The organism is Deltaproteobacteria bacterium, from assembly GCA_005879535.1.
Taxonomy (GTDB): domain Bacteria; phylum Myxococcota; class Myxococcia; order Myxococcales; family 40CM-4-68-19; genus 40CM-4-68-19.
Genome location: VBKI01000038.1, coordinates 2,986 through 26,855, shown reverse-complemented (window position 1 = coordinate 26,855; position 23,870 = coordinate 2,986). Strand labels below are relative to the sequence as shown.

At 66.2% G+C, this 23,870-nt stretch carries 17 protein-coding genes, 1 tRNA gene and 1 pseudogene; 12 read left to right on the top strand and 7 right to left on the bottom strand.

Annotated elements, in window-relative coordinates:
- Positions 1-16: 16 nt before the first annotated feature.
- Both E6J58_02630 and E6J58_02625 read right to left on the bottom strand, forming a co-directional pair.
- The gene (locus E6J58_02630) at positions 17-2,155 is read right to left on the bottom strand and encodes a hypothetical protein (protein TMB41767.1); all 2,139 of its coding nucleotides are present in this window, start codon (positions 2,153-2,155) and stop codon (positions 17-19) included.
- Between the two features lie 5 nt (positions 2,156-2,160).
- Positions 2,161-2,970, bottom strand: a complete 810-nt coding sequence (locus tag E6J58_02625) for an SDR family oxidoreductase (GenBank protein TMB41766.1) — start codon at positions 2,968-2,970, stop codon at positions 2,161-2,163.
- Between the two features lie 137 nt (positions 2,971-3,107).
- Here E6J58_02625 and E6J58_02620 point away from each other — a divergent pair, with 137 nt between their 5' ends.
- From E6J58_02620 to E6J58_02600, 5 genes are read left to right on the top strand one after another with little or no spacing between them, the layout of a single operon-like run.
- Complete coding sequence (locus tag E6J58_02620) at positions 3,108-3,590, top strand: DoxX family protein (protein TMB41765.1); 483 nt, start codon at positions 3,108-3,110, stop codon at positions 3,588-3,590.
- A gap of 38 nt (positions 3,591-3,628) precedes the next feature.
- On the top strand, positions 3,629-4,660 hold the full coding sequence (locus tag E6J58_02615) for a VOC family protein (GenBank protein ID TMB41764.1): 1,032 nt from the start codon (positions 3,629-3,631) through the stop codon (positions 4,658-4,660).
- Positions 4,661-4,694: 34 nt separating this feature from the next.
- The gene (locus tag E6J58_02610) at positions 4,695-7,280 is read left to right on the top strand and encodes a glucosidase (GenBank protein TMB41763.1); all 2,586 of its coding nucleotides are present in this window, start codon (positions 4,695-4,697) and stop codon (positions 7,278-7,280) included.
- A 1-nt stretch (position 7,281) separates the two neighbouring features.
- Positions 7,282-9,300, top strand: coding sequence for a glycogen debranching protein (locus E6J58_02605; GenBank protein ID TMB41762.1), 2,019 nt, complete (start codon positions 7,282-7,284; stop codon positions 9,298-9,300).
- Positions 9,297-11,657: a cyclic nucleotide-binding domain-containing protein gene (locus tag E6J58_02600; protein ID TMB41761.1), complete on the top strand. Its 2,361-nt coding sequence runs from the start codon at positions 9,297-9,299 to the stop codon at positions 11,655-11,657. Before E6J58_02605 ends, E6J58_02600 begins: the two co-directional genes overlap by 4 nt.
- On the opposite strand, the gene E6J58_02595 is transcribed toward E6J58_02600, so the two are convergent.
- Genes E6J58_02595 through E6J58_02585 form a run of 3 tightly spaced genes read right to left on the bottom strand, consistent with a single transcriptional unit; the run spans position 11,654 to position 13,166 of the window.
- On the bottom strand, positions 11,654-12,160 hold the full coding sequence (locus E6J58_02595; GenBank protein ID TMB41760.1) for a hypothetical protein: 507 nt from the start codon (positions 12,158-12,160) through the stop codon (positions 11,654-11,656). The genes E6J58_02600 and E6J58_02595 overlap by 4 nt on opposite strands.
- Positions 12,157-12,417, bottom strand: coding sequence for an anti-sigma factor (locus E6J58_02590; GenBank protein TMB41759.1), 261 nt, complete (start codon positions 12,415-12,417; stop codon positions 12,157-12,159). The genes E6J58_02595 and E6J58_02590 overlap by 4 nt, the downstream gene beginning before the upstream one ends.
- A complete protein-coding gene (locus tag E6J58_02585; protein TMB41758.1) occupies positions 12,414-13,166 on the bottom strand; it encodes an RNA polymerase sigma factor in 753 nt (250 codons plus the stop codon). Before E6J58_02585 ends, E6J58_02590 begins: the two co-directional genes overlap by 4 nt.
- Between E6J58_02585 and E6J58_02580 the strand changes: the two genes are divergently transcribed.
- Positions 13,165-14,730 carry a GMC family oxidoreductase gene (locus tag E6J58_02580; GenBank protein ID TMB41757.1) on the top strand — a complete coding sequence of 522 codons (1,566 nt, stop codon included), beginning with the start codon at positions 13,165-13,167 and terminating at the stop codon, positions 14,728-14,730. The genes E6J58_02585 and E6J58_02580 overlap by 2 nt on opposite strands.
- Before the next feature lie 9 nt (positions 14,731-14,739).
- On the opposite strand, the gene E6J58_02575 is transcribed toward E6J58_02580, so the two are convergent.
- Positions 14,740-15,192 (bottom strand): hypothetical protein, encoded by a 453-nt coding sequence (locus tag E6J58_02575; protein ID TMB41756.1) that lies wholly within the window; start codon positions 15,190-15,192, stop codon positions 14,740-14,742.
- On the opposite strand from E6J58_02575, the gene E6J58_02570 reads away from it, so the two are divergent.
- The 6 genes and pseudogenes from E6J58_02570 (at position 15,134) to E6J58_02545 (ending at position 22,028) form a co-directional block, all read left to right on the top strand.
- Positions 15,134-16,891 (top strand): tannase/feruloyl esterase family alpha/beta hydrolase, encoded by a 1,758-nt coding sequence (locus E6J58_02570; GenBank protein TMB41755.1) that lies wholly within the window; start codon positions 15,134-15,136, stop codon positions 16,889-16,891. The two genes, E6J58_02575 and E6J58_02570, sit on opposite strands and share 59 nt — an antisense overlap.
- Before the next feature lie 101 nt (positions 16,892-16,992).
- Positions 16,993-18,165 (top strand): acyltransferase, encoded by a 1,173-nt coding sequence (locus E6J58_02565; protein ID TMB41754.1) that lies wholly within the window; start codon positions 16,993-16,995, stop codon positions 18,163-18,165.
- A gap of 391 nt (positions 18,166-18,556) precedes the next feature.
- On the top strand, positions 18,557-20,482 hold the full coding sequence (locus tag E6J58_02560) for a DUF4091 domain-containing protein (GenBank protein TMB41753.1): 1,926 nt from the start codon (positions 18,557-18,559) through the stop codon (positions 20,480-20,482).
- Between the two features lie 75 nt (positions 20,483-20,557).
- Positions 20,558-20,940: pseudogene (locus E6J58_02555) on the top strand (VOC family protein).
- A gap of 84 nt (positions 20,941-21,024) precedes the next feature.
- Positions 21,025-21,123, top strand: a tRNA-Sec gene (locus E6J58_02550).
- Between the two features lie 683 nt (positions 21,124-21,806).
- Positions 21,807-22,028 carry a hypothetical protein gene (locus E6J58_02545; protein ID TMB41752.1) on the top strand — a complete coding sequence of 74 codons (222 nt, stop codon included), beginning with the start codon at positions 21,807-21,809 and terminating at the stop codon, positions 22,026-22,028.
- Between the two features lie 265 nt (positions 22,029-22,293).
- On the opposite strand, the gene E6J58_02540 is transcribed toward E6J58_02545, so the two are convergent.
- Entirely contained in the window at positions 22,294-22,728 is a 435-nt protein-coding gene (locus E6J58_02540) for a hypothetical protein (protein ID TMB41751.1), read from the bottom strand.
- Positions 22,729-23,870: the final 1,142 nt, after the last annotated feature.

Here is a 23,870-nt window from a genome sequence, read left to right as displayed (position 1 = left end):
TGCGGTCCAGCGCCCATTATTTCGCAAGCGCGATGTGGACGCCGTTCCAGTGTGGGGGCGGTGGGTCGGCGATCATCGTTTGGCACCGCTTCAGCAGGACGCGGCTCGGACCGTCGTCGGGATGCTGCGAGAGTCGAGCGATCGCGCCGTTGAAATCGCGCTGCACGTACGACGCGAACGCGGCTTCGTACGCGCGGGCTGCGGGAAGCACACCGATGGCGTCCCCCGCCGCGCCGAGAAGATCGTAGACCATCACGCCCTCGCTCCTCCCCTTCACGGCGACGCAATCGAGGCGCCGGAAGACGAAGTCGCGGCCGGCCTTCTCCACGATGGGCTCGCTGACGATGGCGTCGACCTCGTATTGCTTGCACAGCGCTTCGAGCCGGGACGCCAGGTTCACGCCGTCGCCAAGCGCGGTGTAGCTGAACCGATCCGGCGCGCCGAAGTGCCCCACCATGACGACGTCCCGGTGCAAGCCGTATCGGGTGCGCAGCGGCGGCAGTCCCGTCCAGGACGGCGAGGCGTACAGTTTTGCTGTCGCGGTCCGGCATTCCAGGATCGCGCGGCAGGCGAGCCGCGCGTGCTCGGGCCGCAGCGTCGGGGCATTCCACAAGGCCATCACGGCGTCGCCGATGAACTTGTCGATGGTGCCGCCGCAGGAACGGATCGCCTCCGTCATCGTCTGCATGTACAAGCCGAGCGATCGCGCCAGCTCGTCGGGCGGGACGTGCTCGGAAAGCGAAGTGAATCCCTCCAGATCGGTGAAGAGGATGGACAGCTCCCTCATCTCTCCGCCGAGCGCCGGCTCGCGGTTCTGCGCGTACAGCTCGCGCACCAGATCGAGCGGCGCGTACTTGCCCATGCCACGCAGCGCGGTCTTCGCCTGCTCCAGACCCGAGAGCACGGCGTGGATGTCGCGAAACGGCGTCTTCACCGGTGAAGCCGCGAAGTCGAGCATGCGCATCCGCGCTGCGCCACCGCCGATACGTCCCAGGCCGCGTCGCAACGCGAAGAGCGCGAGGCCGCCGCCGAGCAGGACCAGCCCGATGATCACCGCACACGCCATCAAGAGCCGCACCCGGACGGCACGCAGCTCGCGCGTATAGGCCGACTCGGGGACCACGACGCCGACGAACCAGTCCTGCGATCCCGCCAGGGCGCGGAAAGTCGCCAGCCAGCGTTCTCCGTCTACCTGCAGCTCGCCGGTGCGCTCGACACCCTGCTTCTCGTCGAGCAGCGGGCCGCGCAGCGCGAGGGAAATGGCCGGCGGCAGCCCCTCCGGGGCGATACGCAGGTCGTCGCCGACCAGGGTCAAGCGATCTTGCGGCGACAGGCGCGTGATCAGCCTTCCGTCCGCGTCGGTGATGAAGATCCGGTGTGGATCGTCCTTGCCCACCTGCAGCGCCGAAACGGAATCGATGGCCGACGCCAGAAGAGCGGCCCGCACCACGGCGATCAGCCGGCCTCTGCCGTTCTCCACGGCCTTCTGGACGGAAACGACGACGCGCCGCCGGTCGGCCGGAAGCATCTGATCGAGCTGCGACCAGGCCAAGTCGGTCCAGATCGGCTCGCCGCCCACGTCTCGCGACGCGGCCGACATGAACGTGAGATGGCGGGTCGGGTCCGGCGCCTGGCCTTCGCTGACCCACGCGCCGTCCTCCAGCCCACCTCCCATCGGGCGCTGCCGCACCTCCGAGGTACCCGACGCGATCCTGCGCGTCAGCACGGCGGCGTCGCCGTGAATTCCGGAGCGGAAGACGGAGAGCTGCCACCGGCCGGCCGGCGCGAGCGTCGGGTTGCCTTCCGCGTCGTAACCCGTGCGGTGCGCGTGGATGAAGGTCACTTCGGCGAGGCTGGGGTTGCGCACCACCTCCCGGAACAGCGCCGCCTCCACGCCGGGAAGATCGTGCGGCGGTACCACTCCGAGCTCGATCTCGCGCTCCAGATCCGCGATCGCCGTCGACGCGCCGTCGAGCTGCGCGCGAACCTGCGCCTCCACTCGGCGCGCAGCGGCGTCGCGCAGCTTCTCCGCGCTGGTCAGAATCGATCGCCGCGAACCCTCGAGGACCACTGCGGCCAGCGCTCCGAGCAGCACCGCCATCAGCGCCAGCGCCGCGACGAACGCTCCCAGCAGGGTCACGCGCGGCAGACGCATCTGGTTCAGCCGCCCGACGCGAACTCTGGATAGAGGGTCATGCCGCCGTCGACGTACATGCTCGTGCCGGTAATGTAATCCGATTCGTCGGAGGCGAGAAAGATTGCTGCCTTCCCGATATCGTCGGGCTCGCCGATGCGCTTGTAGGGAATGAGCCGCATCAGCGCCGCGTACGCTTCGGGCGTGCTCCAGGCGGCGGTGTTGATCGGAGTGCGGATGGCGCCCGGCGAGATGCTGTTCACCCGGATGCGCTGCGGCGCGACCTCCTGGGCCAGGCTCTTCATCATCAGCATCACGCCGCCCTTCGAGGCGGCATAGTTGACGTGGCCCGCCCAAGGGATCACCTCGTGGACCGAGCTGATGCAGATGATCTTCCCCGCCGCCTTCGAGACGCTCTCCACCACCCCACGGCGCTTGAACTCGCGCACCGCCTCGCGAGCGCAGAGGAACTGGCCGGTGAGGTTGACGCCGATGACGGTGTTCCACTGCTCGAGCGTGAGGTCCTCGAAGGCAGCGTCGCGCTGCAGGCCGGCGTTGCTGACCAGGATGTCGACGGTGCCAAAGTGCTCGATGGCTCGCTGGAAGAGCTCCTTCACTTCCGCCTCGCGCGAGACATCCGCGCGATGCGCAAGGGCCCGGCTACCGGACTGCGAGATCGTCCGCACCACCTCCATCGCCGCGTCCTCGCCGTCGCGGTAGTTGACGACGACGTCCGCGCCAGCGCCGCCCAGCGCGATGGCGATGGCGCGGCCGATCCCGGAGTTCGCGCCGGTGACGACGGCTTTCTGGCCTTGCAACGGTCTGGTCGAGGTCATTTCGAGCTCCTGTTCGAGGACCCTCTTGGGTACGCTCCCGGCAGCTCTCCGTTACACGCTGTAACCGAACGGGTCTCCGCGCTGTAACAGAACGCGTCCCCGTGGGACAATCACTCAACGTCAACGGAGCAAACCGAATGGGATTTCTTTCGCGCGCACAGGCCGCCTTCCTCTCCACCGCCGAACGTCTCGCCTTCCTCGGTCCTACGCTCGCGCGGCTGACGCTGGGCGTCGTCTTCATCGGCACCGGTTGGGGCAAGCTGCACGGACTTCAGAAGGTCACGGAATTCTTCACGGAGTTGGGTATCCCAGCCCCCGGTTTCAATGCCGTGCTCGCCTCCACGGCGGAGTTCGTCTGCGGTGCGTTGCTCCTGATCGGCCTGCTCAGCAGGCTCGCGGCGATCCCGCTGATCGTCACGATGACCGTGGCGATCATCACCGCCAAGAGCGCGGACCTGCACGGCCTCTCCGATCTGCTCGGCTTCGAGGAGTGGACGTACATCGTGCTCGCGGTCTGGATCCTCGTCGCGGGGCCGGGTCCGCTCTCGCTCGATCGGGTCCTGCAGAATGTCCTGCGGCAGCCTCGCACCGAAGCGAACACGCGCGCAGCGACGGTCTAGCCCCTGTAACGAATGCCTGCTGCGTCCGACCCACGGGCATGAACCGGATCCTGTGGACCGCGCTTCTCGCCCTCTCGTCGCTGATCGCGAGTGGAACGAAAAGCTGCATCTCGACTGCGCATGCCGATCCCTTACCGCACGTCCGCAAGGTGGGCTGCGTCGGTCTCACGGTTTCCGACGTGGATCGATCCGCCGAGTTCTACGCGCGCGTCCTCGGGTTCGAGAAGATCGCCGACGTCGAGCAGGCCGGCGATCCGCTGGAGCAGCTCCAGGGAGTGTTCGGGGTGCGCCTGCGCACCGCGCGCATGCAGCTCGGCCGCGAATGCCTGGACTTGACGGAATACCTGGCGCCGCGCGGACGGCCGCCTCCGGCCGATGCGCGCAGCAACGATCGATATTTCCAGCACGCTGCGATCGTCATCTCGGACATGGACCGCGCGTATGCCGCGCTGCGCGCCGCGCGCGTCGAGCACGCGTCCACCGGCCCGCAAAGGCTTCCGGACTGGAATGCGAACGCGGCCGGCATCCGCGCCTTCTACTTTCGCGACCCGGACCGGCACGTACTGGAAGTGATCCAGTTTCCGCGCGGCAAAGGCGATGGCCGATGGCAAGCGACGGATCGGCTGTTCCTCGGAATCGACCACACGGCCATCGTCGTGAGCGACACCGACGCGAGTCTCCGCTTCTACCGCGACACCCTCGGGCTGCGCGTCGCCGGCACCAGCGAGAACTGGGGCACCGAGCAGGAGCACCTGAACAATGTCTTCGGGGCGCGGCTGCGCATCACGACGCTTCGCGGCACTTCCGGGCCCGGCGTCGAGCTGCTCGAGTACCTCGCGCCGCGCGACGGACGCCCGATGCCTGCCGACGAGCGCGCAAACGATCTGATCCACTGGCAGACGACGCTCTTCACCGGCGACCTCGGCGGAGCCGCCGCCGCCCTGCGCGGCCTGCACGCCGCGTTCGTCTCGCCTGGCGCCGTCGCGCTCTCCGACATAAGGCTAGGATACGGGCGCGCCCTGCTCGCCCGCGATCCCGACGGGCACGTGTTGCAGCTTGCCGCCGAGTAACGCTTCCGCTGCGAAGACGTACTGAGGGAGGACCATGACTACCCGCGAAGAGGAGAGGCTTGGCGAGTCGCGCGATCGCACGGCCCACTGGAAGCGCTGGGGCCCGTACCTGAGCGAGCGCGCGTGGGGCACCGTCCGCGAGGACTACAGCCCGGGCGGCACGGCGTGGGACTACGTCCCGCACGACCACGCGCGCTCGCGCGCGTATCGCTGGAACGAGGACGGCATCGCGGGAATTTCCGACCGGCGCCAGAATCTCTGCTTCTCGGTGGCGCTCTGGAACAAGCGCGATCCGATCCTAAAGGAGCGCCTCTTCGGCCTCACCGGTCAGGAAGGAAACCACGGCGAGGACGTGAAGGAGCTCTACTACTACCTCGACTCGACGCCGACGCACTCGTATATGAAGTACCTGTACAAGTATCCGCAGGCCGAGTTCCCCTATGCGCACCTCGCCGAGGAGAACCGCAGACGAGGACGCGCAGGCCGCGAGCTGGAGCTGATCGACACCGGCATTTTCGACCAGGACCGCTACTTCGACGTCTTCGTCGAGTACGCGAAGGCGGACGTCGACGACATCTGCATCCGCATCGAAGTGGCGAACCGCGGAGCGCAGGCCGCCGAGGTGGAAGTCCTCCCGACGCTGTGGTTCCGCAATACCTGGAGCTGGGGCCGCGAGCAGAAGCGCCCCTCGCTGCGCGCCAGCGGTCCTTCCTCCGTTCATGCCGGCAAGTACCAGCTGAGCTGCGAAGGCACGCCCGAGCTGCTCTTCTGCGACAACGAGACAAACTCGGGCCGTCTGTTCGGCGTCCCAGGTCCGCGGTATCCAAAGGACGGCATCCACGATTACGTGATCCACGGGTCGGAGACGGTCAACCCGGATCGGGTCGGCACGAAGTGCGCGGCGCGCTACAAGCTGACCGTTCCAGGTCACGGCAGCGCCGTGATCCGGCTGAGGCTCTCCCACGGCGTTGCGCAGCTCGTGGACGCGACCGATGGGATCCTCGGGACACGCAAGCGGGAAGCGGAGGAGTTCTACGCGAGCGTGATTCCGACGACGCTCTCGGCGGACGCGCGCAACGTCATGCGGCAGGCGCTGGCGGGCATGCTCTGGTCGAAGCAGTTCTACCACTACGTCGTGCGCGACTGGCTGGAGGGTGACCCGGCGCAGCCGGCGCCGCCGCGGGAGCGCAAAAACGGCCGCAATGCCGACTGGGGCCACCTCTACAACGCCGACGTCATCTCCATGCCCGACAAGTGGGAATACCCGTGGTTTGCCGCCTGGGACCTCGCCTTCCACTGCATCCCGCTCGCGCTGGTGGACAGTGACTTCGCCAAGGACCAGCTCGTGCTTCTCCTGCGCGAGTGGTACATGCACCCGAACGGGCAGATTCCGGCCTACGAGTGGGCGTTCGGCGACGTCAACCCGCCGGTCTTCGCCTGGGCCGCCTGGCGCGTCTACAAGATCGAGAAGAAACGGCGCGGCTCCGGCGACCGCAAGTTCCTCAAGCGCGTCTTCCACAAGCTGATGCTCAACTTCACCTGGTGGGTGAACCGCAAGGACGCGGAAGGTCGCAACGTCTTCCAGGGCGGCTTCCTCGGCCTGGACAACATCGGCGTCTTCGACCGCAGCGCTCCGCTGCCGGGCGGCGGACACCTCGAGCAGTCCGACGGCACGAGCTGGATGGCGATGTACTGCCTGAACATGCTCTCCATCGCACTGGAGCTGGCGCGCGAGGAGGACGAGTACGAGGACGTCGCAAGCAAGTTCTGGGAGCACTTCGTCCACATCGCCCGGGCGATGAACACGATGGGCCTCTGGGACGAGGAGGACGGCTTCTACTACGACGTCCTTCACCGCGGCAGCGAGGAGATGACGCTGCGGATCCGATCGATGGTCGGCCTCATTCCGCTCTTCGCGGTGGAACCGATCCCCGCCGAGCTGATCGCGAAGTTCCCCGCGTTCGCCCGGCGGATGGAATGGTTCATCGACCACCGGCCCGATCTGACGGAGGGCGTCGCCTGCATGCGAACGCTCGGCGCCATGGATCGACGGCTGTTCTCGGTGGTCGAACCGCGGAAACTGCCGAAGATCCTGCGGCGGCTGCTCGACGAGTCGGAGTTCCTCTCGCCGCACGGCATCCGCGCGCTCTCGCGCGTCCACCGCGACCAGCCTTACAGCCTGAAGATCGACGGCGCCGAGTACGGCGTGCGGTACGAGCCCGCGGAGTCGTCGAGCGGCCTGTTCGGTGGCAACTCCAACTGGCGCGGCCCCATCTGGTTCCCGGTGAACTACCTGCTGATCGAGTCGCTGCAGAAGTTCCATCACTATCTGGGCGACGGGTTCACGGTGGAATTCCCGACTGGCTCTGGCCGGCAACTCACGCTCGCACAAGTGGCGACGGAGCTCTCGCGGCGGCTCTCCTCCATCTTCCTCCGCGATGGCGACGGTCGCCGGCCGGCGTTCGGCAAGGCCGAGAAGATGCAGCGCGATCCTCACTTCCGCGACTACCTGCTCTTCCACGAGTACTTCAACGGCGACGACGGCTCGGGCGTCGGCGCGAATCACCAGACGGGCTGGACCGGCCTGGTGGCGAAGCTGCTCCAGCAGAGCGGAGAGTGAAATGCGCGTGAACCGGAAGATCTGCCAGGACTACGAGCGGTCGTCGCATCTCGAGTGGCTGGAGACGAACGGCACCGGCGGCTTCGCGATGGGAACCGTCGCCGGCACGAACACGCGCCGGTACCACGGGCTCCTCGTCGCTTCGCTCCGACCGCCGGTCGATCGGCACGTGCTCCTCTCGCGCCTCGACGAAGTGGTCTCGGGCGAGGGCGCGCCCGACGCTCCGCTCGCGACGAACCAGTACCCAGGGACCCTTGCGCCGCGAGGATATGCGCATCTGGTCGAGTTCCGACTCGATCCGTTCCCGACCTGGGTATTCGACGTCGGCGGCGCCCATGTCGAGAAGCAGCTCTTCCTGGTGCCGGGTGAGCAGTCCGTCGTCGTCACCTATCGCGCGACGCGGCCGCGGAAGATCGCCATCTCGCCGTTCCTCGCCTTCCGCGACTATCACTCGCTGAGCCGCGCGAATCCGTCGCTGGACGGCTCCCTGCGCGAGGATCGCAATGGCGGCGCGCTGGTCGTCCGCGCGCGCCCGTACGGCGGGCTGCCGGAGCTGGCGCTGCACGTCAGCCCAGAAGCGCGTCTGGAGCGCGATGGGACCTGGTACTACTCGAACGAGTACCTCGCCGAGATAGATCGGGGGCTCGACTTCCGCGAAGAGCTCTGGAAGCTCGGAACGCTGCACGCGGAGATCGCGCCCGACAAGCCGCTTTTCGTCGCGGCGACGATCGGCCCGCGGACGTTCGACGCGAACTCGGTCGCCGACCTGACGGCCAAGGTCAGCGAGCAGAGGCGACCGCGCGGCGCGGACCCGTTCCTCGCGCGCCTCGAGGCCGCAGCGGATCAGTTCGTCGTCCGCCGCGCCGACGGCAAGCCGACGGTGATCGCCGGCTATCCCTGGTTCACCGATTGGGGGCGGGACACGATGATCTCCCTCCCCGGCCTGCTGATCGCCCGCGGCAGGCTGCAGGAAGCGCGGGAAGTGCTCCGCGGATTTCTCGCGCACATCGATCGCGGCCTGATCCCGAACGCGTTCCCCGACCGGCCCGGGGACAAGCCCGAGTACAACACGGTGGACGCGACGCTGTGGATGTTCCAGGCGATGCACGCCTACGTGCAGAAGAGCGGCGACGCGACGTTCCTGCGCCAGGAATTCTATCCGGCCGCGAAGGAGATCGTCCGCTGGCATCAGCAAGGTACGCATCACGGGATCAAGATCGATCCCGCCGACGGTCTGCTCGCCGCGGGTGTCCCTGGCGTCCAGCTCACCTGGATGGACGCGCGCGTCGGCGATCGCGTGATCACGCCCCGGCACGGCAAGGCCGTCGAGATCAATGCCCTCTGGTTCAACGCGCTTCGTCTGATGGGGCTGTGGGGCGCCGCGCTGGGCGATGCGCAAGCAGCGGCCGCGTACGCGTCGGATGCGGATCGCGTCCGCTCCTCCTTCGAGAAGGCGTTCTGGAACGCGGAGCGCGGACATCTCGACGACGTCGTGGGAGATCCCGCGTTCCGCCCGAACCAACTCTTCGCCCTCTCGCTTCCTTTCCCGTTGCTCGACGCGGAGCAGCGCAAGTCGGTGGTTCGCGCCGTCGAGCAGAAGTTGCTCACGCCCTTCGGGTTGAAAACGCTGGCTCCCGACGAGCGCGGCTACATCGGGCAATACCGCGGCGGGCCGGCGGAGCGCGACGGCGCCTACCACCAGGGCACAGTGTGGCCCTGGCTCCTCGGTCCGTTCATCCGCGCATATCTGTGCGCCTTCGGCCGCTCTTCCGAGACGGTGCAGCACTGCCGTGACCTGCTACGGCCGATGGAGCTGCACCTCGTCGATGCTTGCCTCGGCACCATCTCGGAGGTGTTCAGCGCCGATTCGCCGTTCGCGGCGGGAGGTGCTCCCGCCCAGGCGTGGAGCGTCGCCGAGTTGATCCAGGTGCTCTCGGTCGATCTGGCGGACAACCCGAACGACAGATCGCGCCGCGACCGCAAGGCCGTCGCGGCGCCCGGATCGGAATTTCGCCGATGACGCTGCGTGAGGCCTTCCGGCGCCATTGGGCGGAGTACGCGATGGAGGCGGCGGGTCTGGGCATCTTCATGATCGCGGCATGCGCGCTGACCGTCGCGCTGGAGCATCCGGCGTCGCGCGCGCAAACCATCGATCCGACGGTGCGCCGGGCGCTGATGGGGCTCGCGATGGGTCTCACCGCCGTGGCCATCATCTACTCTCCTTGGGGCAAGCGCTCCGGTGCGCACCTGAACCCGGCGGTGACGCTCGCCTTCTGGCGCCTCGGCCGCGTTCCCGGGCACGACGCGATCTTCTATGCCGCGGCCCAGGTCGTCGGCGGAATCGCCGGGGTGGCGCTGTCGTGGCTGGTGCTGCGCGACGCGCTGGCGCTTCCTTCCACGAACTTCGCGGCCACTTTGCCGAAGGCAGGCACCGCCGCTGCGTTCGCCGCGGAGGTGGCGATCTCGTTCTTCCTCATGCTCGTCGTCCTCACCCTGACGGGAACCCGGTACGCCCGATGGGCGGGAGTTTGCGCCGGGACTTTGGTCGCCATCTACATCTTCGTCGAGGCCCCCATCTCCGGAACGAGCATGAACCCGGCACGGTCGCTGGCCTCCGCGATGGGCGCGGGGTTCGGGGCGCTGTGGATCTATTTCCTCGCGCCGCCTCTCGGCATGCTCGCCGCCGCGGCCGTGCATCGCCGCCGGCCCGGCTGCGCGAAGCTCGATCACGCGCCCGGCGTGCGCTGCATCTTCTGCGAGCAACGCCCGAAGACCGCAGCACGGCCGAAGCGCGTCGTCATCCTCGGCGGTGGATTCGGCGCTGTCTTTGCCGCGCAGCAAATGGAGCGCGAGCTGGCCGGCCGCGGCGATTACGAAGTCGTCCTCGTCGCCAAGGACAACTACTTCGTCTTCCAGCCGATGCTCCCGGAAGTGATCTCGGGAACCATCGGCCTGCTCGACCTGGTCAGTCCGCTTCGCCGGTTGCTCCCCGGAACGGAGATCCACGTCCGCGAGATCGAATCCATCGATCTGGAAAGGCGGACCGTCACCACGGCTCCGGGCTTCCTGCCCCATCCTCATGTCATCGAGTACGACCACCTGGTGCTTGCGCTGGGGACCGTCACCGACTTCCGCGGCCTGCGGGGACTGCCGGAGCACGCCCTGCCCTTCAAGAACCTCAACGACGCCCTCTATCTGCGCAACCACGTCATCCGGGCCCTCGAGGAGGCGGCCATCGAGCGACACGACGAGAAGCTGCGCCGGCAGCTCTTGACCTTCGTCGTCGCCGGCGGCGGATTCTCGGGGGTGGAGGTCGTCGCGGAGCTCAACGACTTCGTCCGCGGCGTGGCGGCCAACTACCCGCAGATCGATCCGCGCGAGATCCGGGTCGTGCTGGTGCACTCGCAGGATCGAATCCTCCCCGAGGTGCCGGAGAAGTTGGGCCGTTTCGCCCAGCGCATCCTCGCGAAGCGCGGAGTCGAGCTGCTGTTGCAGGCGAAGCTGTCCGCCGCCACCGGCGAGGAGGCAGTGCTCGCTGACGGACGTACCATCCCCACCCGCACGCTGGTGTCGACTGTGCCCTCGTTCGCGCACCCGCTGATCGAGGCGCTCGAGCTGCCCAAGAACAAGGGCGGCCGCATCCTGGTCACTCCCGAGTTGGAGATCCAGGGTCTTCCGGGAGTCTGGGCCCTGGGCGACTGCGCGCAGGTGCCGACGATGAACGGAGGCACGGCACCTCCCACCGCGCAGCATGCGACGCGCCAGGCAAAAGTGCTGGCGCACAACCTGGTCGTGGCGATCCGGGGCGGCGCACGGCGCGTCTTCGACTTCAAGGGCCTTGGAAAGATGGGCTCTCTGGGCCGCCACACCGCAGTCGCCGACGTCTTCGGGCTACAGATCTCCGGCGCGCTCGCATGGTTCCTCTGGAGGACGATCTATCTGATGAAGCTGCCGGGGTTCGGGCGCAGGCTGAAGGTCGCGGCGTCATGGACGTTCGATCTGTTCCTGCCGCCGGAGCTGGTGCAGTTCCGCTTCGGCAACAACCAGCTCCTGCTGCGCGAGCACTTCGAGCCAGGGCAGGAGGTGTTCCGGCAGGGCGATCTGGGCGACCGCATCTACGCCATCCTCGACGGAGAGGCGGAGGTGGTGGTCCGCGACCAGGTGATCGCGCGGCTCGGCGCCGGCGAGCTCTTCGGGGAGATGGCATTACTCGATCACACGACACGCAATGCGACCATCCGCTGCGCCAGGCCGCTCAGCGTCTGGAGCTTGCCGAAGAAGGAGCTGGAGCTGCTGGCGCAGGGGATGCCCGAGCTGCAGCGAAGCCTCGAGCAACTGCGCGAGCGGCGGACGCGGCCGTTGGCGAGGCCGGGTTAAGGATGCGCGAGGCGCAAACGACTTGCGAGCCATTCGACCTGGGCAGCACGTTCTTGGTCATGGCCGGGCATGCCGTCCGCTGCCGCTGCCGCCCTCGCAGCGATATAGGCGCAGGCGCCGGGATAAGGCTGGCGGCGGATGACGTCGGCGAGGTAGCCGGCGAAATCCGCGCTGCGGTCCCCGCGGCGAAGCGCTTCCTCCACACGACGCCGGGTCCGATCGACGCAGGCCAAGCTGAATTCCGCCTGCGCCTTCGGCCATTCGTCGATTTGCACGAGCAGTCGACCCCTCCGGGCGACGAGCTGGCGCGCACCGTGTGTGACGGGAGAGTCGAGCTCCACTTCCCATAGCTCCTCGTCGAACCAATACGGGAGGTGCTCGACTGCGCAGGCGTGAACTCCGTTGTCCGGACCGGCAGCACTCTCCATCCAGCCGGTTGCCGGCCAGCGAACGCCTGTGAACGGCGCCACGGCTCCGGGCGCGAAGAACTTCCAGGCGATCATTTCTCACCTCGCGATGCGCGGAACATGGCCAGCAGCTCTTGCGTCACTTCCTCGGGGACCGGCCGCTGCTCGGCCAGCGTCGAGGAAGCCGCGATCTGGGCGCGGAGCTGCCGCAAGTAGGTGACGCAGCCGGGGCAGGTCACGAGGTGCTGCTCGAACTCGGTGCGCGCGTGTGGCGGAAGCGCGCCTTCGAGGTAGTCCGTGACCTGCTCCACGGCCGCGATGCAGTCGAGATCGGCCGGCAGGGCGCGATTCATGGGTTTCTCCGTTCGACATGCCGGGCAATCTCCCGCCGCACGCGGGAGCGCGCCCTGTGCAACAGGACGCGCTGGTTCACTTCGCTCACGCCGAGCGCCTCGCACACTTCCTGCGAGGTCCAGCCTTCGACGTCGCGCAGGCGGATGACCGCGCGCTGCCCCTCCGGGAGGCGCTCGATGGCATCGCGGATGTACGCGAGCGCCTCGCGGGAGAGAAGGCGAGCCTCGGGCCAAGGCTCCGGCGCTTTCGCCCAGTGTCCGGCCCAGCGCGGATGCGAATCGGGATGGAACTCGGAAGGGTCGACGGCGGACTCGCCGTCGTCGGGCTGTAGCGCCGACAGCGGGACGCAGCGGCCGTCCTTTGCCGCACGCGTCCGCGCAAGGTTGCCGAGGATGCCGAAAATCCACGATCGCAGCGCGGACCGGCCCTCGAATCGGTCGATGTCCTGCAGCACCACTGCCCAGGTGTCCTGCACCACGTCCTCCGCCGCCGTGTCGGTCTTCACGAAGCCCCGCGCAAAGCGGACCATCCCCCCGTGGAGGCTCTCCACCAGCTCCAGGAACGCCCGCTCGTCTCCGGCGCGGAGCGCCTCGAGGAGCGCGGAGTCCTGCGCGAGGGCCAGCACTTCGGGCGCGACGGCCGGCACGGAAAGCCTCCTTTCGCCGATGGAGTCTCGCGAGGGGCGGAATTCGTTACACGCGTGTAACGGGCGCCTGCGCCGGCCGTACCCACAGGGAGGAGGCGCCATGGCGCACAGCTACGACGTGATCGTGATCGGGTCCGGGGCCGGCGGGGGGACGCTGGTCCACAATCTCGCTCCCTCGGGGAAGCGCATCCTGTTGCTCGAGCGCGGCGACTATGTCCGGCGCGAGAAGGAGAACTGGGACTCCGCCTCCGTGAATCTGAAGGGTCGCTACCAGACCAAGGAGGTCTGGAGGGACTCGCGCGGGCGCGACCTGCACCCGCACACGAACTACGCCGTCGGCGGCAACACCAAGTTCTACGGCGCCGCCCTCTTCCGCCTGCGCAAGGAGGACTTCGGCGAGCTGCGCCATCACGGCGGCGTCTCTCCGGGCTGGCCAGTCGGCTACGACGAGATGGAGCCGTACTACACGCGCGCCGAGCGCATGTACCACGTGCACGGCGAGCGCGGAGAAGACCCGACGGAGCCGTTCGCGAGCGAGCCGTATCCGCATCCCGCCGTGAGCCACGAAGAGCGGCTGCAGCACCTGGCGGAAGACTTCGCGCGCTCCGGGGTGAAGGCATTCCACACGCCGCTGGGCATCCAGATCGACGAGAAGAACCCGAACCGGAGCCAGTGCATCCGCTGCGGCACCTGCGACGGATTTCCCTGCCTGGTGCGGGCGAAGTCCGATGCGCAGGTGCTGGCGGTGGATCCGGCGCTCGAGTTTCCCAATGTGACGCTGCTCACGAACGCATACGTCGAGCGGCTGGAGACGATTCCGTCGGGTCGCGCGGTGAACAAGGTGATCGTGCGGCGCAACGGCACGCGCGAGGAGTACTCCGCCGATGTGGTGGTGGTCTCCGCGGGCGCGATCAACTCCGCGGCGCTCCTGCTGCGGTCCGCGAACGATCGCCATCCCGACGGTCTCGCGAATCGCTCCGGCGTCGTTGGCCGGCACTACATGGGGCACGTCAACTCGGTGCTGATGGCGGTGTCGAAGTGCCCGAACCCGACCATCTTCCAGAAATCTCTTTCGGTGAACGACTTCTACTTCGGGACGAAGGAGTTTCCGTACCCGATGGGGCACATCTCCTTCGTCGGCAAGCTGGACGGCCCGACGTTGAGCGCCGGCGCGCCGGCAATTGCCCCGGGGTTCACGCTGGATCTGATGGCGCGCCATTCGCTCGACTTCTGGCTGACGTCGGAGGACCTGCCGGATCCGGAGAACCGGGTGACGCTCGACGGCCAGGGGAACATCGTTCTGTCGTATCGGCCGAACAATGAGGAAGGCCATCGCCAGCTCATCGCACGGCTGAAGAAGCTGATGAACGAGCAGCGCGCCTGCCCGATGCATGGGCACGAGTGCCACCAGGGGCTGTTCGCGCGGAACCTGTACCTGGGCGAGCGGATTCCGCTGGCCGGCGTCGCCCACCAGAACGGGACCATCCGGTTCGGGAACGACCCGGAGACTTCCGCGCTGGACCGGAACTGCAAGGGGCACGACGTGGACAACCTCTACGTCGTCGACGCCAGCTTCTTCCCGTCGTCGGGAGCGGTGAATCCCGCGCTGACCATCATGGCGAATGCGCTGCGGGTCGGAGACCACCTGCGCCAGCGAATCGCGTAGAGCGGGCGGTCACTGCACCTGGATGTTGCCCTGATCTACCGGAACGAGATCGAATTCTCCCGGTACGGTGCAGTCGTTCCCGCTGCCGACTTCGAAGAAGTTGGCGAGGCTCATGAGATCGACCGATCCCTTGCCTTCGCCGCCATCGACGACCTGGAAGATTCCCTCGTAGCCTACCAGGGTCGGGTCGCTCGACCGCGTCACGATGCCGCTGATCCTCGCCGTATTGCCGACGACGTTCAGGCAATTCACGTCGATCCGCGCCGTCACTCCGGCGCTGACATCGTGCACGGTGGCGTTCCCGCTGACGGTTCCGTCGGCGCGCTGGACTGCGCTGAAGGTGATGAACTCCGAGTTGGTAGCGAACTGGATGTGACCCGAACCCTGCGCCGAGTGGAGCACCGTGACCTGGGCGACCGCGGCGGTTCCGACCGCAGCCCAGAAAAGCACGAGACGCTTCATGGGGCCTCCTTCCGCGCATTGCACCGGCGGAGATCGGCGGCGGACTGTGCGAGTCGTCGGATTCGGCTGTCAACAGACAGCCGAGCGCCCTGCGCAGCGTGCACGCCACTCGTCTGACTTTGCGGAGCGGGGAAGATGTGCCATACGTGCGACCCCCAAGGGGAGACAAATGAGAACAAAGAGCCTGTTGTCAATGGTCGCCGTCTTGTGCGCCGCGATCGGCGTTCCTGGAATCGCACATGCCAGCTGCAATGAGGTGAAGGCCGCCCTGGCCGACAGCATCAATCTGATGGACGTCAGATGCTTCGATAGCACGGATCTGACGACCAACAATGCTGACACTACGCCCGCGAACAACTCCGTTCCCGGCCTTCCCCCGGGCGCCTTTACGCCGGTAACGGATCGCGGCGTCATCTCTCCCGATCCGCCGAACCGCACTCCGATCGGGCGCGCCGTACCGGGAATCCAGGTCAACGGCCGCTTCACCGACGATCCGACTGGAGAGGCGCGGTTCCTGCTCCGTTTGCCGACCGTCTGGAACGGCAAGCTCGTCGTCGCCGGCGCCTCGGGCACGCGCAGCGAGTTCAACGGCGACTTCGCCTGGAGTGATTACGTCGTCCAGAAGGGTTACGCCTACGCGTCACAGAACAAGGGCGTGCTCAATCTGAAGATCACGAGTTTGTCGTCGGCGACGCCCCCCACGCCGAATTCGTGCCGGTTGAATCCGGCGTCGTCGGTCTGGGTCGAATTCTACGACAACGAGCCCGCGAAAGCGTTCACGCAATGGACGGAGTACTTCATCGATGGGACCGGTCTCGCCAAGCGGGCCGTCAAGGCGCAGTACAACAGCCTGCCGCAGCGCACGTACGCCGTCGGCACCTCGAACGGCGGCTACCAGGTTCGCCGCGCGCTGGAGCAGGCCCCCGATCTCTTCGACGGCGGCGTTGACTGGGAGGGCACTTTCATCGATCCGCGCGGGCCGAACATCCTGATCGATCTTCCGCCTGCAATCCGCAACTGGCCTGCCTACGCCTTGGGGCTCACTTCGAGCGCCCCAGCCGTGAAGAATGCTGCAAAGATTGCCGCGCAGAATATCGAGGCCGCGGGTTATCCGCCCGACATCGTCATCGGCACCACCTCGCTGTGGGGCCTCTACTGGGCGCAGTTCTGGGAAGTGACGCAGTGCCAGTGGCAGAAGCGGTTCGATCCGAACTGGATCACCTATCTCGACGGGCCGAACGACATCCAAGGGACTGGCGGGTACGAATATCTCGCGCGGGCCGCACTGGATCCCGCGATCGCGGCGCGTCTCGCCTCGGTCGCCACCACCGGCAAGATCGGCCGGCCGCTGGTCACAGTGGCAGGCACGATGGACGCGCTGCTGCCGATCCAACGCGGCGCGCGTGCGTACGAGGCGCTGGTGCTCGCCGAAGCACATGGTGGCGGTAACGACCGCGACGGCCGATCGGTTCAATATCGGCTATACGAAGTTCAGAACGGGAACCACATCGAGACCTTCAAGAACACGTTTTCGCAGCTCGAGTTCATCCAAAAGCACGCGCAGAAGAGCTTCGACCTGCTGACCGACTACGTTGAACGCGGTGCTCCGCTACCGCAAAGCCAGTGCATTCCGAAGGGGGGCGCGATCGGAACGCCGTCCAACAAACCAGGACACTGCGCCAACCTGTTAGTGCCCTGACGCAACAGGCGACGTGGATGGAGCGGGCGTCCGAACCGCCCGCTCCCGCAGCAGCGCTCGCTCGCCCGCCCGTAGTGGGGCAGTGAGGGCAAGTCCGTTGACTGGGCGACCAGCGCACACCACCCTCAGTTGAACACCAAGCGCTGGGGGGCGCTGTGGACAGGCAAAGCGGCCGGATCCCGAGCCTCGATGGGCTTCGGGCCTTGTCGATCTCGCTGGTGGTGTTCGGCCACCTCGGGGGAACCGTTGGGTTCCCGATCGGATCGCCCCGCCTCGTCCTGCCTTTCCTCGCCGTCCTCGGCGTGCGGGTGTTCTTCGTCATTTCCGGATACCTGATTACCCGGCTGCTGCTCGACGAGCAGGAGAAGCGCGGCTCGATCGGTCTTTCGATGTTCTACTTCCGCCGCATCTTCCGCATCCTCGTCCCCTACTACGTGTTCTTGATCGCGATGGCCGCCGCGGCCCGCCTGGGCTGGGTGGAGCTCGCCCCCGGCGATCTCGGCTACGCCCTCGCGTACATCGGGAACTACCACCCGCATAGCGCGTGGACGCTCGGGCATACCTGGTCGCTCGCCGTCGAAGAGCAGTTCTATCTGCTCTGGCCGGCAGTCCTCGTGCTTCTCGGCGTGCGCAGGGCGATGTGGGTGGCCGCGGCGTGTCTCTTCATCGCTCCAGTCATGCGTGTCGGCATCTGGGTCCTGCTGCCGGCATCGCGCGATGGAGTCGGCCACACCTTTGGAACCGTAGTGGACCCGCTCGCGATGGGGTGCGTGCTGGCCGGTATCAGCGACCGTCTCTGGCAGGATGCCCGCTATCGGGCCCTGCTCAAATCCCGCTGGTTCTTCCTCGTTCCGCTCGCCGTGCTCGCGACCATGGTGTTCGAGCAACACCCCCGGTTTGCCTTCACCATTTCCCCGGCGGTCATCAGCGTCGGCGTCCCACTCTGCGTCGACCGCTGCGTTCGCCTCCCCGGTTCCATCTGGACGAAAGCGCTCAGCGCCGCACCGATCGTCGCCGTCGGGCGCGCAAGCTATTCGATCTACCTCTGGCAGCAGCCCTTCCTGAACCGATTCACTTCGGACCCGGCAACACGGTTCCCGGCAAACATCATCGCCGCCGGCGTGGTAGCGACCATCGCGTTCTTTCTCGTGGAGAAGCCGGCTCTGGTTGCCCGCCTGGCACTGGAAACCAGACTGCGCCGCGTTCTGCCGCGGCCGCAACGGCCGTCCGAAGTCCGTCCGTCTCCGGCAGGTCCAGAGGTCGTCGCAGCCTAGAAATCCCCGTCCGGCGCGCGGACAACATGCGTGCCGGCATGCGCTCACCCCCTCGACGTGCAACCCGGCGACAGTCTCCTTCTTGCCGGCGAGTATCCGAACACCCAAGCGCTTGCTCGAACGGCCCCTTCACGTTCGCACGTGCGGTCCCTCGCACGAGGGGCGGCGATTCCATCCTGAGGGCCGGCACCAGGCTGTTCTGCGCCCTGTAGTTCCCATGCCGCCGGAAGGCGCCAAGGTGTGCGGAGGGGCGACGAACGCCCCGCTTTCCCGATAGACGTGCAGATTTGCCCCTACAGCCGTAGATCGAGCCGGGAAGAGGCGGCATGCCTCCTTCGTTGGCCGAACCGAAAGGCAGTCGCTTTTCGGCAAGCCGATCAAGGAGGCACCGTTGAAGAGGCAGCACAACCAGACAGGCATCCCGTCCGCCTCGCGCCGCTCGACGCGGCAGGCGCTCTCGCTGTTCACGATTGCCGCGGCACTCGCGGCCTCAAGCGCCGCATCCGCGGCACAGATCTGGATCGCTCCAGCGGCGACGAAGGTCCGTCCGCAAACCGCGGTCCCCGCCCAGGCGCCTGCAGCGGCGTCGATCGCGGCTGCAAAGAACGAGTTCGAGGCCTTTCACGTCGTCGTGACGGGGCCGGCCTCCGGCGTTTCCATGGCCTTCGACGGAGTGTCCGACGGCCAGGGACACACGATCTCTGGACGCGACGTCGTCCTCTACCGCGAGGCGCTCATCAACGTCGCCAATCAGTCCGGCGGCGATGGCGCGACCGGTTGGTGGCCCGACGCGCTCGTGCCGGACGTCGATCCAATCATGGGCGAGAAGCGAAACGCGTTTCCGTTCGACGTGCCGGCCGGCGAGAACCGCGCCGTGTATGTCGACGTGCACGTTCCGGCGGACGCGCCCGCGGGCAAGTACACCGGCACGCTCGTGGTCAGCGGCGGCGCCAGCGCCCAGGTGCCGGTGACGCTGACGGTCTGGGACTTCTCCGTTCCCTCGACCTCGACGCTTCGCACTGCATTCGGGATCACCTGGAATGGACCCTGCATGGGGCACGGCGACGGCAGCTGCAGCAACGTCGCCTACGAGCAGGCCTTGCGGACCCGGTACGTTCAAGCGGCGTTGGACAACCACGTCTCGGTCAGCGTTCCCGTCTCCAGCACGCCGGTGTCTTCGACCGGCGCGGCGGATTGGTCCGCGTTCGACACGTACGGCGGACCGTTCATGGACGGGACGGCGAACACGCGGCTCAAGAACGCGCAGCTCACGTCCGTGCAGATCTACGGCCCTGCCAGTGCAGCCGGCGTGAAGGGCTGGTCGGACCATTTCCGGGCGAAGGGCTGGTTCCCGAGGCTCTTCAACTACATCTGTGACGAACCGCCCTTGACCTGCCAGTGGTCGGACATTCCCGGCCGCATCGCGAATTCGCGCGCCGGCGATCCGGAGTTGACGACCCTGCTGACGTCGCAACCCTATGCCGCGGCGGCAAACGGCGTGACCGGCATCGACCTGTTCGTCGCGGTCATCAACTATCTGGAGGATCGCCCCGGCACTTCGCTCGCGGGCAGCCAGCGAGCGCGCTGGCCGTCGAACATCTGGCTCTATCAGGGCTGCATGAGCTTCGGCTGCTCCGGCGTGTCGCCGGGGGTCGATGCTACCAACTCGATGGGCTGGCCTTCGTACGCGATCGATACCGACGCGACCCGCAACCGCGCCCTCGAGTGGATGACCTACATCTTCGACGGAACGGGCGAGCTGTACTACGAGATGACCCAGTCCTACTTCGGTGGCGATCCGTGGGTCAGACAGGTCGCGTTCGGAGGGAACGGGGACGGAACGCTGTTCTACCCGGGCACGACGGCGAAGATCGGCGGGCAGACGGAGATCCCGGTCGAGTCGTTGCGACTGAAGGGCATCCGCGACGGAATGGAGGACTACGAGCTGCTCCATCTCGCGGCGACCCTCGGATTGGCCGCAGAGGCGAAGCAGATCGCCCTGGGCGTCTACCCGCATGCGTACCAGGGGTACACCACTCCTGCGGCGCTTGACGGTGGCCGGGCGCAGCTCGCGGCGCTGATCCTGCACGCGCTCGGCAAGGATGTGCCTCCAACGGAGCAAAGCGGGTCCGACGGGTCCTGCACCACCACGGGGTGCCAATCCAGCTCGAGCACGCCGCCGACGGCGACCTCATCGTTCATGTTCCCCTCGGGAGGCTGCTCCAGCAGCGGGTTCCAGTCGGCGTCCTGGATCGCGGTAGCGATCGCGGTGCTCCTCGGGTTCCGCCGCCGGCTCTCTGCGGCGCGGGGACGCTAGGGACAGGCGCGCGCGGCGGGCGTCACACACCCGCCGCGCGCTGTGCTTGCGTTGGATTCGGCGTAAGCTGCGCGGATGCATCGCAGCCGATTGTCGACCTTCGTCCTCGACTGCAAGACGACCGATCTCGATGCCGCTGCGGAGTTCTGGAGCCGCGCGCTCGGGCGCCGCTGGCGGCCCGAACCTGAAGGCGATCCATTGTATCGCCTGCTGGACTCAGACCCGAGTGAACCGATCTTGTTCGTACAGAAGGTCGAGCATGAAAGCCGCATCCATCTCGACATCGAGACCGACGACCTCGAGGCTGAGGCGCGCCGCCTGGAAGCGCTCGGCGCCCGTCGCATCGCGTACGTCAAGCGCTGGATCGTGATGGAGGCGCCGACGGGCCAGCGCTTCTGCATCCTGAACCCGCAGCCTGGCCGCTCGCCGGGAAGAAGAACGCGAACGTGTGGCCGTGATGGCGGCGAGCAGGGTGATGCCATCCGCGCGACTGCAGTACTTTCATCGCCCGCCCTCTGCGCACACCTGCTAGATTCCGCCGCGGTAGCGCTTCCGGATCTGGTGACTGGCCCGGTCTTCAAAACCGGTGGCGGGCGCTGAGAGGCGTCCTCGGTGGGTTCGATTCCCATGCGCTACCGCCAAGTTCCTGATCTCACTAGTGTTAGTGAGCCTTCCGCGGGCGTCTCCAAACTGTCTCCAAGAATAGTGGTTAGGATGAGCACGCAGCGAACGGAACTCGGCGTCGTGCGAACGCTTGCAACTCCGCGGTAACCTAAGGCGTTCCTCAATCAACAACAGGCTGCAACCACAGGGACCTGACCGGCGGCGCCACCACCATGAGCGCAAAAACGCCCATGCGCCGCCTTTGCGACCGCGACCCCAGCCTGCCCGTGCCGAAGTGGTCAGTGCCCTGACTGCCCCCGCAAAAGTTAGATGGTGTTCAGCTTGAGTACGTCCGGGCATTACTCTAACAACGCGCACCGATACGCCCTAATTCGGTATCCACTGGGTACCAAACCTGGCCCTTTCGGTACGTTTACGCGCGGCTAAATGCATTTACGTTGCAACCACGTTGCGGGCAACGTGCCGTAAGGCCCCACATCGCCGACGATATCGGGGATGCGGCGCATCGCGACGCCCCGAAAACCCCGGGATCCATGTCGCACAAGTAACTGCGGGCACCCGCTGTTACAGAGCTGGGCGCCGCGGCGATGTCACAACGCGCCGCACCTGAGGCATGATGCGGGCCATGAAGCTCACGCTGAAGCTGCAGAGCCCGCGTCTGACGACCAAGGCGCATCCGCGAGCATGAAGGACGAACCGCGTGACGACTACGACCTGGGTGACGCTCCATCTAGCGAACCTGGCCCTTCAAGGCTGGATCATCTGGGGCGATGGGGCGCACCGTCTTAGCGGGAACTCGTGGCTCCATCCAACGGCAGGCGCGGAAAGGGTCAAGCTCCTTGCATGGCTCGCCCTGCTCGGCGGCTCGTTCTGGTTCATTCTCGGGCTCATCGATCCTGCGATCCGCCCGCTCTGGCGATGACTTCTCGGTGGCGGTCTAGCAGGCTGCGTATAGCGAAGGAGCTGGACGGCCGGCGGCTGTCGCGGCTCCGATGCCAGTCTATGCCTACCAACTCCTGTATCGCGTTTATCGCACCGGCCTGCCTTACCAGCGTCAGGATATTCCAAACGGACGTCTGATGCCGGAAAAATCGTCTTGCCCTCACCCCGACTCCAGGATCAAGATTGCGTCTTCAGTGGCGGTCGAGCTCGGTTGCATCAGAATTGTGACTCTCAGCGTGGGGATGTCAATGGTGGACCCCGAAGGAAACTGCCACTCCATAGCGTCGTGTCCCCGGAACGTTCGACGCTTCCCTGGCGAGATCATTTTCAATCAGGGTGACTGTCCCCTTATCCGGATCGTCGATCACCCTGAATACGTAGAAACGTTCAGCTGGCGCATTGAACGGTCTGATTGAAAACCAACCGGGGAACATGCCGAAGAGGCGCACCGCTTGACCTGGGCCTTCTCGCGAGGCGATAAGCAGCCAGCGCTCCGGCTTCGCGAAATCCGCCAAGCCGATTCGCAGCCGCTTGGCCGGAAATTCGAACTTAGTTTGCATGAACAGCAAAGCGCGGTCATTGGAGAGGACATCGAACGCGGCCGCGATTACGGCCGCAACGACGATCATGATGTAATATTTCCGATTTGATTTCATCTGACAAAGCCGCAGCTCCAGCACCTCACTTCGGGGGAAGGGGACACCGGAGTATCATACGTGACATGTCTGGAGTCATGGACGTACCCGGAGGCAGGTTATCGCGAGATTCGGGGACACAATACGCAACGCCTCATGCCAATCATCCCAAGCGGTCGACTCTGGGTGCCTCGATCTGCAGTTTTCCCGATGGTGTGACTCTGTACTCCGCGTTTGTGCGTCGCTCGCTGCGCCTCTGTGCGCCGCAGGCGCTGAAACCGCCTCGGTTGCCTCCTCAGCGAAGCCGCCCATGCGGCGCACGAGGTGAAGTTCGCGGTGTCAGTGGCCAAGCAACGTCGCCAGCGCCTCTATGGGGCTCATCCGATACTTGTTCCCGCAGTTCATCGTGTCTCGGGCGATCCTGGCGCCTAACCACTAACCACCCCGGTGTCCTGTCGTTCCACAATGAAGGGTAGTCCAGCATCTCCTAAGATTTCGGCGATAGCGGTCTGCCTGCTCCTCCGTCGGCCACCTAAGCAGATACCATGGAAACTGAGCGTCTCGACAGACCGCCATAAAGGTCCGAAGGGGTGGACGACGCAGGGACGAGACGATCGTCGCTAATTCTTCAGGGTTCAAAGACAACCCGCGCATGGTGCACATCAACCAAGGCCTCCCGGCCCACGAGAAAAGGGTATTCGATGCATTCGGAAATCTGAACACGATAGTACTGGAAATCGAGGTACCCGAAATCATCCCAGTCGAAGTGATCAATGAACGCCAGGCGCACGCCTCGTTGGGCGAGCTTGTTGATGGGATCGTCCCAATATCTGTTTCGGTCCGAGGTTGGTCGGGCGATCATGATTGAGAGAGGGTCGGTCGTCGGGTCGATTCGAAGGAACGGGTACGGCAAAGAGCGATTGGCCCTCCTAAAACCGTGCTGTCCAAGGGATCGAAGCACAAGTTCATCGAAAAGCTTCTCTCGGATGACGGCAAATCCCTCAACCGCGTCGAAATCGACGTAGGGTGTGGCATTCCGCCGAAGGAAGCTGTTCCAGAGACCTCGTGCTCCTTCGCGATATTGATGCATCGCCTCTGTCACGTCCTTCATTGCGGGAGTCGGAATCAAGTCGCCTCCTGACACTAGGGCCTCGTCGGACCGGACATTCTCTTCGGAAAGCACTCGC

Excerpts from the sequence above, each read along its gene's own strand:
- E6J58_02580 (TMB41757.1), top strand. The coding sequence starts at position 13,165 with ATGGCGCACAGCTACGACGTGATCGTGATCGGGTCCGGGGCCGGCGGG.
- E6J58_02575 (TMB41756.1), bottom strand. The coding sequence starts at position 15,192 with ATGAAGCGTCTCGTGCTTTTCTGGGCTGCGGTCGGAACCGCCGCGGTC.
- E6J58_02620 (TMB41765.1), top strand. The coding sequence starts at position 3,108 with ATGGGATTTCTTTCGCGCGCACAGGCCGCCTTCCTCTCCACCGCCGAA.
- E6J58_02610 (TMB41763.1), top strand. The coding sequence starts at position 4,695 with ATGACTACCCGCGAAGAGGAGAGGCTTGGCGAGTCGCGCGATCGCACG.
- E6J58_02630 (TMB41767.1), bottom strand. The coding sequence starts at position 2,155 with ATGCGTCTGCCGCGCGTGACCCTGCTGGGAGCGTTCGTCGCGGCGCTG.
- E6J58_02625 (TMB41766.1), bottom strand. The coding sequence starts at position 2,970 with ATGACCTCGACCAGACCGTTGCAAGGCCAGAAAGCCGTCGTCACCGGC.
- E6J58_02615 (TMB41764.1), top strand. The coding sequence starts at position 3,629 with ATGAACCGGATCCTGTGGACCGCGCTTCTCGCCCTCTCGTCGCTGATC.
- E6J58_02600 (TMB41761.1), top strand. The coding sequence starts at position 9,297 with ATGACGCTGCGTGAGGCCTTCCGGCGCCATTGGGCGGAGTACGCGATG.
- E6J58_02585 (TMB41758.1), bottom strand. The coding sequence starts at position 13,166 with ATGGCGCCTCCTCCCTGTGGGTACGGCCGGCGCAGGCGCCCGTTACAC.
- E6J58_02605 (TMB41762.1), top strand. The coding sequence starts at position 7,282 with ATGCGCGTGAACCGGAAGATCTGCCAGGACTACGAGCGGTCGTCGCAT.
- E6J58_02590 (TMB41759.1), bottom strand. The coding sequence starts at position 12,417 with ATGAATCGCGCCCTGCCGGCCGATCTCGACTGCATCGCGGCCGTGGAG.
- E6J58_02595 (TMB41760.1), bottom strand. The coding sequence starts at position 12,160 with ATGATCGCCTGGAAGTTCTTCGCGCCCGGAGCCGTGGCGCCGTTCACA.